The sequence below is a fragment of the Streptococcus infantis genome, assembly GCF_047464415.1.
GTDB classification, from domain to species: Bacteria; Bacillota; Bacilli; order Lactobacillales; family Streptococcaceae; genus Streptococcus; species Streptococcus infantis_AE.
In genome coordinates this window covers 1-11,321 of the sequence record NZ_JASHBX010000013.1, presented here as the reverse complement: position 1 = coordinate 11,321, position 11,321 = coordinate 1, and the positions used below count along the sequence as shown (strand labels likewise).

The following is an 11,321-nucleotide window of genomic DNA, read 5'->3' as shown; positions in this document are numbered from 1 at the left end:
GAAAAAGATGAGAAATGTAACGGTTGCAGCTATTCAGATGCAATGCGCTAAGGATGTGGAAACCAATATCCAAACAGCTGAACGTTTAGTTCGACAAGCTTCAGACAAAGGAGCCCAAATTATTCTCTTGCCTGAATTATTTGAACGTACCTATTTCTGTCAGGAACGTCAGTATGACTACTACCAGTATGCCCAGTCTGTGTCTGAAAATACAGCTATTCAGCATTTCAAAGGAATTGCCAAAGAGCTAAAGGTCGTTTTACCGATCAGTTTCTATGAAAAAGATGGTAATGTCTTATACAATTCCATTGCTGTCATTGATGCGGATGGAGAAGTATTAGGAGTTTATCGCAAAACTCATATCCCAGATGACCATTATTATCAGGAGAAATTCTTCTTTACACCTGGAAACACAGGCTTCAAGGTCTGGGACACTCGCTATGCCAAGATTGGTATTGGCATCTGTTGGGATCAGTGGTTTCCTGAAACCGCCCGTTGTCTTGCCTTAAATGGTGCAGAATTGCTCTTTTATCCAACAGCTATTGGTTCGGAACCAATTTTGGATACAGATAGTTGTGGTCATTGGCAACGTACCATGCAAGGGCACGCAGCAGCAAATATTGTCCCAGTTATTGCTGCCAATCGTTATGGCTTGGAAGAAGTACAACCTTGCGAGGAAAACGGGGGCCAAAGTTCTAGTCTTAATTTCTACGGTTCATCCTTTATGACCGATGAAACAGGAGCTATCTTGACTCAAGCAGAACGACAAGGCGAAGCTATCTTGTTAACAACTTATAACCTTGACAAGGGAGCAAATGAACGCCTAAATTGGGGTCTGTTTAGAGACAGAAGACCAGATATGTATAAAGATATTGTGAGATAAAAAAAGCCTATCGTAGGCTTTTTTTCTGTAGATACTATAATAATTTTTGATAATGTCCTAGGATTCTGATAAAACGGGGTGTAAGAAGTTTTAAAATTTCATATGACAGATTTTAAAATTGGAATCTTTTAAGAGGTAAGATATGATTACAGGCAAATTAAAGAATAAGATTGATCAGCTTTGGGAAATGTTATGGACAGAGGGAAATGCGAATCCGTTAACTAACATTGAGCAATTGACTTATCTTTTATTAATGAAGGATTTGGATAGGGTTGAACTTGGACGGGAAAATGATGCTGAATTTTTAGGGATTTCCTATGAGGGGATTTTTCCAAAGGATAAACCTGAATATAGTTGGTCAACCTTTAAGAACTTAGGAGATGCGCAAGAAGTTTATCGTCTGATATCATAAGAGATTTTTCCATTTATTAAGAATCTCAAGGGGAATACTGACGATACAGCATTTTCACGTTATATGAGGAATGCTATTTTCCAAATCAATAAACCTGCCACCTTACAAAAGGTGATAGCTGCTCTAGATGAGTTAGCTACGGATATAAAAGATATTGGAGATATCTATGAATATCTATTGTCAAAATTATCCCAGGCAGGGGCAAATGGTCAATTTCTTACTCCACGTCATATCATTGATATGATGGTTGAGTTAATGTAACCGACAATTAAGGATATTATTTCAGAAATCACCACTATCAAATTGATACCAATTAACTCTTGGTTCAGTCAAAAAGTATCTTGAAATAAAATTTTTTGAGTTAATTTATTTTTAAAGAGCGATTCTCATATATGGGTGCAGAGCAATGACCTGAAATCTAAAAGCAAATTTTACCTCTTTTTAATGATGGGACATTATCGTTAAAAGGTTCTATCTAATTGTTATAACATTCAATATTCAGTTCTCAAATCAAAAGATAAATTCCAAGGAACAATAATTCAGGTTGCTATACGAAGTGAAGCTGGCTTGAAAATAGGTGTTTTCGTATGTTCAAGAATGGATTTGTCTTACTCCTTTTTTGAGATCATTATGCAAGGCCTATTCTATTAATTTAGACACATAAATAGATGCTAATTGTAAAGTGAGTATTTATATATTGCTTATAAGAAGAACTGAGAAATGAAAGTCTATAATTAAAAAGGTACAGACAATACCACAGCTCATCAGATTAGATTGCAAGAAAAATGATTAAAAGAGTTGTGGTTGATATTGAAGAAACATTGAATTTAGTGTGCGAGGGTGGCCGCATAGTTATAACTCTTTGAAATAAAGTTATTAATGAGGGTGTAGCTTGTCATCGGTAATTGTGTTATTTATTTGATTATAGTTTTATTTTACATAGAACATCGATATTTATATAGTATTAATAGTTATTTTTTTACTATGTTACTATCGTACTAAGACAAGGAGTTATTTGAAATAAGCAAAAGTAAGAAACTGATTAGCCTGGAGAAAAAAATAAGGCGATCAAAAAAATTAACAAAAAAGTGTAAATTCAGGATTGCCAATCGTTAAAAGGTGTGCTAGAATATACATAATAGAAATACTGGGACAGGAGGTGCCGAGATGGCAGATGTTGTTAGGAAAATTGAATTTGAAGAACTTTTTAACTCCACCACCATGTTTTATGTGAATGATAAATATGAAGAGGAAATGGAGAAAGAGGTACAAGCCAAGGTTGATGAATTGGCTGGAGAATTACAATTTATCCATTCGAAAGAAGATTTGAAGCAGTACATTATTGACCATAAAGATGCACTTGATAACCTTACAAGTTTGATGGAAATTTCAACTGAGCGATTTAAGAGAATGGTTTCCATGATTAGAAAGGACCGAGGTTTTGTATTCTCCACAGAATGGGGACTAGGCAAAATAAGAACGGCAATGATGGACAGCCCTGCAATGATGGAAAGTGTATTAGATCTGTTGTATGACGGCAGAAATGATGAAAGAATGAAAGCAAAAATCCCATTCTTCTATTTGGATAATATGGGAATTACAGAAGCTACATTAGCAAAATTGCAGAATAAGGACTCTATCCGTTTGTTTGTGAAAAGAGGACTTGAAGGAAAATACAGCAATAATATCGGAGATTTGATTCTTGAAGATATAGAAAGAAAAATTAATCAAGTTTGCGTTAAGCATGGTCTTGATTATGAAAAGAATGTTAGGGTGCCTATTCTAGATAGAGCTGTCAGCTTTGTTTTAGAATCACCAACAGATCCTAAAATAATAATTGATGTCTCGTACAGCGTCACAACATCAAGCGCACAAGGAGATAAAAAGAACGCTGCTAGAAAAACGGAAGATACTCTTAAGAAAGAACGTGAAAAAGGTAATCAGATCATTTATGTTAATTTCTTGGATGGCGCGGGCTGGATAGGACGTCAAGCGGACATGAGAGAAATTCATAGATGCTCAGATTATGTCATCAATTTTAACAACTTGAACCTAATCGAAGATATCATAACTTCGTATGTAGAAAATCATATGTAAATCGGAGGTAATAGACATGAATGCAGAAGAGAGAAAAGCAAAACTTAAAGAATTCACTGATCACCCTGAAAAAGCTGTTCGTACTGGAATTCCAATCATGTATCATGGACAGAGAAGAACATTTCCTGCGTATGAAATTCCTCTTGAATATCTGGTCTACAATCCATATAACGGAAGAATCGGTAGCGTTGTAAAATCGTATGAGAGACAGAATCACCAGATTGATCCTGAAGATCCTCAGGATAAATTATTGATTGAAAAATTCCTGTGGGAATCAAAGGTTGATGCAAATAAGAAGACAAAAGAACGCTTGTTGAAGGAGCATCAAGAAAAACACGGTATCGTAACAGCAGATGGTATTATTATTGATGGAAACAGAAGAGCAAGTCTTTTGAATAATATTATGGCTGATGATAGCATTCCATTTAACGAGAAGAGTCATTGCCAATATTTCGTTGCTATTATTTTGCCAGAAGACGCTGACAGAAAAGAAATCCTAGCATTAGAGACAACTTATCAAATGGGTGAAGATGCAAAAGTCGACTACAATCCAATTGAAAAGTATTTAAAATGCGCTGATTTAAAGGGCGAAGGATTTCATGAAGAAGATATTGCACGAATGATGGATGATACGAAGAGTAATGTTACAATGTATCTTTCAGTTTTGAAGTTGATGGAAGAATATCTTGATGAGTTTGGTTATACTGGTATGTATACACAGTTGGAAAAGAATGAAGACTCATTCCAAAAACTTGACAGTGCGCTTAAAAGATACAAAGCGGGTGTTCCATCAATGTGGGATTATGACCCAGATGCAGATGTTTCAGATTTGAAACTGATTGCCTTTGACTATATTCGTGAGGGTTTTGAACAGACGCTGTTCAGAAACATTATTAATGTTCCATCTCCAAAGAAACCTGCTGCAAGTTTCTTTGCAAAGAAGGAAGTATGGGAGCCATTTAGAGATAGGCATTTTGAAATTGTAGACGATATTCAAGAAGAATCTGTCGATGATGTTATGGCAACTAATCCGCCTGATTTGGGATGTGCATTAAAAGCAAGAGATAAGCAGTGGAAGCAAAAGGTTGAGGATGATTTCGAGGAAAACTTTACTAGAAGTTTAGATAGTCTGAACAATCATGCTAATTCAGCAAAACCTCTGCAGCAGTTAATAAAGGCCTGCCAGGCATTAGAGGTTGTTGACACTGAACAGGCTGGATTTACTGACGATGCGAACGTTAAGGATTGCGTAAAAACATTAGAGGAATATGTAAATGAGTTTAAGAAAATTCTTGGAATGTAGGGGTGATGGTGCATGAAGAGAATTTGTCTCGAATCGAATGAGGACTCGTCTAAACTATATATTACGGGCGATATAGATGATATCTTTGCTAACAGAAGAGCGGCAAGATATATAAAGGACACAATAGAATTTACTAAAGCTGATGGAAAACTGATTGTAAATGCAGAGAAGGATATCAATAAAACCATTGATAAACTGAAAAAGGTGTGCGAATACATCTCTGCAGAATTAGTTTTTTCAGGAAAAGTATCTGAGGCAGTAAATAACTATGCTTTGGAGGAAGAAAAATTCCATATTTTTTCGGAAAAGGCACGATTGATTAGAGATAACTGCTGTGACAAAGAAGACTTCCAAAAATTTGTAGATTCATTAAGTATTAATTTGAAAAATAGAAGTTTGTATGAGTTGCAGCTTTTGTCTGCCTATCATTTGGCTTTTTCACAGAATGCGTGTAATTTTTCTGTGCCTGGTGCAGGAAAGACAAGCGTGGTGTATGGAGCATTTGCGTACTTATCAAATCTGCCCGCTGATGATAGTAAGTATGTCGATAAACTTCTCATAATCTCTCCGTTAAGTGCCTTTGGTCCTTGGGAATTAGAATATGAGGAGTGCTTTGGTGAAAAACCTTCAACTAAACGACTGAACGGTAAAGTATCTGTGGATGAGAAAAAACAATATTTGTATTCTCGTACACCTGCAAAAATAACCCTGTTATCATATAACTCAGTGCCGTCATTAAAAGATGAACTTATTTATTTTCTGAAAAATAACCAAGTTATGGTTGTTTTAGATGAGGCACACAAAATAAAAAATACAAGTGGTGGAATAACGGCAAATGGTGTGTTGGATATTGCACAGTATTGCTCGTCTAGAGTTGTATTAACAGGAACCCCTGCACCAAATGGATATGAGGATTTGTACAATCTTTATAAGTTTATTTGGCCAACAAAAAAAGTTATTCCTTTTGAAATATATCAGCTGAAGGATATGAGTAAGCAAGAGTCGGATAGCAGAGTTGAAACATTATTGAATGCGGTGGCACCGTTTTTCATTAGAGTGAAAAAAAGTGATTTAGGTATTCCGATGGCAACTGAGCATGAACCAATAATTGTTCCAATGGGATCTGCACAAAGAAGAATCTATGATGTAATAGAAAAGAAATATATGAATGAAATTGTTTCTTCAAAGGATAATAGTTTCAAGCAAGATCTCATAAAGGCTCGATTAATTCGAATGATGCAAGCCGCTACAAATCCAAACTTGCTCAGTGTGCCATTGCAGCAATTTGCAAACAACGAGGGGTTTGATGCTAAAGAAGTGGTTGAAGACTCTTCGCTTATAAAAGAGGTATTAGAGTATTCTAAGAATGAAACACCGGCAAAATTTATCAAGGCAAAAGAATTAATTGAGAAGATCATTGCATCTGGAGGCAAAGTTGTAGTTTGGGCCATTTATGTAAAAAATATATTAGACTTCCAGGAGTATTTGCTAGAGAATGGTATTGACTGCCGTACACTTTATGGTGCAACACCTGTCGCTACTGGAGATGAAGAGGATGATGATACAATAGAAACCAGAGAAAAGATAATTGCTGAGTTCCATAAAGAAGATTCATCTTTTAAAGTTATAATTGCAAACCCATTTGCTGTATCAGAATCTATATCCTTACATAAAGTATGTCATAATGCAATATACATGGAGCGAAGTTTTAATGCCGCACACTTTATACAGTCAAAGGATAGAATACACCGTTATGGTCTTAAACCAGGAATTGAGACCAATTACTATTACTTGCTATCAGAAGACTCAATTGATTCCGTAATCAATGATAGATTACGAGCAAAGGAAGAGCGCCTTAGAGAAATTATCGAAAGTATGCCAATTCCTCTATTTTCAAATATGGAATTGGAAACAGGAGATGATGATATTAAAGCGTTAATAGCGGAATATGTTAGCCGAACTAAAACGTTGTAATTCCGTTGGAAACATTGATGGTATTATTTTCCTGGTGTCAATGTTGAACGGAAGAAAGAAAGTAGGATTTTCCGAATTAGTAAATAGGTGCGCATTAGAAAAAGGTGTAACCATACATTGCAGTGGTGCAGTAGCATTCTTACAGTATCTTGGATATATAGAGAACGATGGAGAAATAGTTACAACTACGGATAAATATGCTTCTATTGATTCTAAAGAAAAGAGTGTTGTAATAAGCAGCCTTGTAGAAGAGTGCATAACAAAATTAACCGAAGAAGGACTCTTTGATAAAGAAGGATTAGTATTTGATGCTGAGCAAGGACACTTAAGCATTAGGCGTTCAGCGTTCCCATTAGCGTATGCTTCTATTAGAAATTTTCTGACGATAGCAGGAGTTTTGGAACGAGAGTTCAATGGGGAAATTGGTATATCTGATAGCTATGAACAAGAGTTTTCAGCTAGACTAAGAAGTAGAAAAGACAAATTCACCTTAGAACAGTTGATGGAACGTCAAAAGGAACAGAGTAGAAGAGGTCTAGAAGCAGAAGAGTTTGTAGTTAGATTTGAACGTAATAGAATACCGTTAAAAGCATATAAAATTAAGAGAATCTCTGACTTTGATGTATCTGCAGGATATGATATTGTTTCATTTGCTGATGAAAGTAGCGGAATATATGATCGATTTATAGAGGTGAAATCCTTTATTGGAACTCCGCACTTCTATTGGTCTGAGAATGAAGTTGATGTCGCTAAGGTGAAGGGCGATAGATATGTATTGTGTTTAGTTGAATATGAGCGTATGAAGGATTCTGAATATGAGCCGATATTCATTGTCAATCCTTATGAAAAGATTTTCAGCGATAATACTTGGTTAGTGAATACCTCCTCGTACAAAATACAAAAGATATAGGGCATGGTAAAATCCATGCCCTATATACTCAGCTTTTATACATTTCAGCTAATCTTTCTGCGATAGCCTCTATTACAGGAACACATACTGTGTTGCCAAGTAAATCAAAGGCCTCTCGATCTTTTAGAAATGATAAATCATAATCTTCAGGGAATCCACACAAACGTTGTCCTTCTCGTATGGAAAGGCGTCTAAGACCACCGTTGTCAACAATTCCTAAATGAGACACATCCATCGCAACCAAAGTGGGTGCAAGTGCGTTAGGATCTAATATTTTAGTGAATTCGAAAGATAATTTTCCAGCAACAATATTATAACCTTTTGGCTTGGTTTCGTCTGGAATTCTTCTATTCTTTTCACGCTTTCGAGGATGCTCCAATGTTAAGTATCCCATATCTACTAGTTCATCTAAGAATTCTTGTAGATTTTCCCTAGAATAGAATGTGGATATTTGTTTGGCAGTAAGCGGCATTCCATCCATCCAGTCTATACCGATTTCTTCTGCCCATTTTTTCTTTCTTCTTTCTTTAAGTAGAAGATTAAGAAAATCACATTGCTCCTGTGTTGTTTCTCCTTTAAGTCCTAATTCCCAACTATGTATGTTGTCTTCTCCGCCTCGCTTATCCTTGATGGCTTTTCCCACTACCTGTTCAGGGGTGAAATGACTAAATAGTTTTTGAGTAAATGGTGAGTCTACAACAGGTAAACCTGATTCTAGTATATCTCCAAGTAGAACTGTGTGTTCGTCAAAATTATCTAGCGATATGTGGGCATCTCGGGTTCCTACAATATACACTCGTTTTCTGGATTGCGCTAATCCAAAGAACTGACTATCAATGAGTCTGTATGAAACAAAATAACCGAGTTGTTTTAAATGAGTCACAATGACGCTGAGTGTGCGACCACCATCATGGTTGATGAGTCCTTCGACATTTTCAAGCAAAAAACCATAAGGCTTTTTTGCTTGGAGAATACGTTCGATTTCGAAGAAGAGAGTTCCTCGAGTGTCCTCAAAGCCGAGCTGAAGACCTGCCGAGCTGAAAGGTTGGCAGGGGAAGCCCGCTAGGAGAAAGTCGAAATCAGCAATATCCGATGCTGGTATTTCGGTTATATCTCCAGCAACGTCAGAATCCTTATAGTAGTTCGTGTAAGCTTTGATAGCGTAGTCTTTAATTTCACTACTAAATACGCATTTTGGAATGAGTCCTTTTTTTCTGAATGCTGTTTCGAATCCTAAGCGTATGCCGCCTAATCCCGCAAATAGATCAATAAACTTAACTTCGTTATTATCAAATCGCTTCCTACATTCAATCTGAGTTGTTATTAAATCAAGACATTTCTCAGAGAAACTATCTCCCTTAGCGTAAAGTTCGATATCATCATTTTGAGTAGGAGTGATATATATAGTCTTGGCTATTTTTTTCTGGTCATCTGGTAGTGGATTTCTACCCGAACCTTCACGCTTACCTCCGTGCATTACGAATGTCTCCTTTGTTTAATATTACATAATTAGTATATCATAAAATACTTGATTTCGCAATGTTTTTAATCAAGTTTAACAAAAATTATAAAACTCACATTTTGTACATTGACAAAGTGCAAAAGTTTGGTTACAATCGTAAATACACAATTTTACGTAATTGTTAAAATACGAAAATATTGTGCTAAATTATTAGAAGGAGGAAAAGATGGCAGGTGAATTTGGTGCATTTATTGCACGCAAAAGAATTGAAAAAGATTTAAAACTTAAACCTATCGCCGAGAAACTTGGTGTTTCAGTTGCTTATCTATCTGACATTATAAGGGGGAGGCGTAACCCACCAGATAAAGAAGGATTAGATATCTTAGCAGCAATGTTAAACTTGAATGATGAAGAGAAAGCAGAAATGTTTGATCTTGCAGGAAGAGAGCGAAACCAGGTAGCATCAGATCTGACTGAATATATTATGGATGAATCAATTCCTAATGCACGAGTTGCATTTAGAAAAGCACGTAACGCAAATTTAGGAGATGACTTTTGGAAAAAAGTTAATGATATAATTGATAACAAGGAAGATCCACAATGAGTTATAACTTAAATAATCTAATGCCATATATTCCTGCATCAGATTATGAAAAGGTTGCTACTGAATTTCTTGAAACGTATTATCCGCAAGCATTGAGTAGTCCACAGCCTGTTCCTATATTGGATATTGCAAAAAATGAACTGAAACTAGATCTGAAGTTTATTTGATTATCAGAAGAGCTGGATATATATGGTATGACCAATTTTGATGATGGGGTGGTCGAGGTTTATGATCCGGTTAAAGGACTGTATGATAAAAAAAAGTATTCTCGTAAAACAGTACTTATTGATCCAGATGTTGTAAAAAAAACAAATGTCGGATGCCTAAACAATACGATTGCACATGAATGTGTACATTGGTATAAACATAGAATGTATTATCTTATGTAACGACTTGTTCTTCCTCGCCACGCAAAGTTTTGTAAGTGTCAGTTAGATCAGGTAGGATATTTTTCTAATGAAGAAGATATTCTTGAAAACCAAGCTGTTGGAATTGCACCCAAAATACTAATGCCGAAGCAGATGTTTGTTAAGGTGGCAGAAGAATTAGGGATTAACGATGAACAGGCTAATTGGAGAGAAATCAATAGATTAGCTGATTTTTTTAAAGTTTCAAAGCAATCTACAATAATAAGATTGGAAGAGTGTAACATTATTTAATCTTGCTGTGTGAAAGTAGCAAGAAATGGTTTTATTTGGTCATACTTAGGTTATAGGCTCGTATATATCAGAAAAAGTATTTTGTTTTACTTAGACAATCGGACAAGTTGGATTATTAATCTCGCAGATTGTAATAAAATTTATTAATTAAATTGATAATGAAATACCGAATAAGCCACCGAGGTTCATAGTGATATCTAAATACTCAATCTCCGGGGTATAGCAAGTATCGAGAGAATAATGCTCTTTTCTTGTTATACCCATTTTTTCTTTAAGCACTCAGAATTAATATACACAACTGCATCACGAATTTTCTAATGAGGTGAAAGAGAGCAAGAGGAAAGTGGGATACACATTTAGATATTTAATGTTTTCAAATGAAGTCACAAGATTAATTGTAGTGGATTTAAACTCTTACTTCTGTGCACCATCTTTAGTACGTTAAACCAACTGAAGTTATAGTGCACTTCGCATTCAAGTAATGACAACAGGATCAAAGGAGAAAACTAAGATAGGCTATTAATATCAATAGTCAAGAGGTCATTTGCGAGGTCGGAGAAGTACAGTTTTGTTTTAGAAAGTTTATAGCTGTATTCATTCCCGTAACACATGGATTGTATATGGAACTCACCAAAGATGAAATGAACAAGCAGGAAGATATGTAGCAGTGCTTAAAGTATGCTTTACAAACAGATGATCTGATAGCTCAAGCCTGTTCCTTCAGAGGTTTGGGAGAGATTTATTCTGTAGAAAAACCTGAAAAATCGCAAGAGAATTTTTTGCAAGCTATCGATCTTTTTGAAAAAGCAGGCGATCAGGTTGGAGCTCAAGAAGTTAAAGACTTGTTAAACAAGAAAAAGTAGCCCAATTAGGCTACTTTTTAAAATTCTGGCTCTATAATATTTGTAGTGGGTAAATCCCCTATGGATCTTATGGAGCCTATTTTTGTGTAGAAAAAAAGTCCCATAAGATCTATAATGAAAAGCGACCAAACCATCATTAGAAAGAATCATATGG

The 11,321-nt window shown here is 35.6% G+C and carries 9 protein-coding genes and 2 pseudogenes; 10 read left to right on the top strand and 1 reads right to left on the bottom strand.

Features of this window, described 5'->3' with window-relative positions; genetic code table 11:
* Positions 1-7: 7 nt before the first annotated feature.
* From aguB to QM460_RS08070, 6 genes and pseudogenes are all read left to right on the top strand, one after another.
* Entirely contained in the window at positions 8-883 is an 876-nt protein-coding gene (gene aguB / locus QM460_RS08095) for an N-carbamoylputrescine amidase (RefSeq protein WP_414289764.1), read from the top strand.
* A gap of 142 nt (positions 884-1,025) precedes the next feature.
* Positions 1,026-1,553: pseudogene (locus tag QM460_RS08090) on the top strand (type I restriction-modification system subunit M N-terminal domain-containing protein); the annotation flags it as partial.
* A gap of 909 nt (positions 1,554-2,462) precedes the next feature.
* Complete coding sequence (locus QM460_RS08085; RefSeq protein ID WP_285875537.1) at positions 2,463-3,392, top strand: DpnII family type II restriction endonuclease; 930 nt, start codon at positions 2,463-2,465, stop codon at positions 3,390-3,392.
* Between the two features lie 16 nt (positions 3,393-3,408).
* Entirely contained in the window at positions 3,409-4,695 is a 1,287-nt protein-coding gene (locus QM460_RS08080; RefSeq protein ID WP_414289763.1) for a hypothetical protein, read from the top strand.
* Positions 4,696-4,707: 12 nt separating this feature from the next.
* The gene (locus tag QM460_RS08075; RefSeq protein WP_414289762.1) at positions 4,708-6,669 is read left to right on the top strand and encodes a DEAD/DEAH box helicase; all 1,962 of its coding nucleotides are present in this window, start codon (positions 4,708-4,710) and stop codon (positions 6,667-6,669) included.
* On the top strand, positions 6,644-7,579 hold the full coding sequence (locus QM460_RS08070; protein ID WP_414289761.1) for a protein NO VEIN domain-containing protein: 936 nt from the start codon (positions 6,644-6,646) through the stop codon (positions 7,577-7,579). The genes QM460_RS08075 and QM460_RS08070 overlap by 26 nt, the downstream gene beginning before the upstream one ends.
* Positions 7,580-7,607: 28 nt before the next feature.
* Here QM460_RS08070 and dcm read toward each other — a convergent pair whose 3' ends face one another.
* Positions 7,608-9,056, bottom strand: coding sequence for a DNA (cytosine-5-)-methyltransferase (dcm, locus tag QM460_RS08065; RefSeq protein WP_414289760.1), 1,449 nt, complete (start codon positions 9,054-9,056; stop codon positions 7,608-7,610).
* A 211-nt stretch (positions 9,057-9,267) separates the two neighbouring features.
* Between dcm and QM460_RS08060 the strand changes: the two genes are divergently transcribed.
* From QM460_RS08060 to QM460_RS08045, 4 genes and pseudogenes are all read left to right on the top strand, one after another.
* A complete protein-coding gene (locus QM460_RS08060) occupies positions 9,268-9,645 on the top strand; it encodes a helix-turn-helix domain-containing protein (RefSeq protein ID WP_414289759.1) in 378 nt (125 codons plus the stop codon).
* Entirely contained in the window at positions 9,642-9,812 is a 171-nt protein-coding gene (locus QM460_RS08055; RefSeq protein ID WP_414289758.1) for a hypothetical protein, read from the top strand. The genes QM460_RS08060 and QM460_RS08055 overlap by 4 nt, the downstream gene beginning before the upstream one ends.
* A 291-nt stretch (positions 9,813-10,103) precedes the next feature.
* Positions 10,104-10,304: pseudogene (locus tag QM460_RS08050) on the top strand (ImmA/IrrE family metallo-endopeptidase); the annotation flags it as partial.
* A gap of 728 nt (positions 10,305-11,032) precedes the next feature.
* Entirely contained in the window at positions 11,033-11,167 is a 135-nt protein-coding gene (locus QM460_RS08045) for a hypothetical protein (protein WP_414289757.1), read from the top strand.
* The last annotated feature ends 154 nt before the right edge of the window (positions 11,168-11,321 follow it).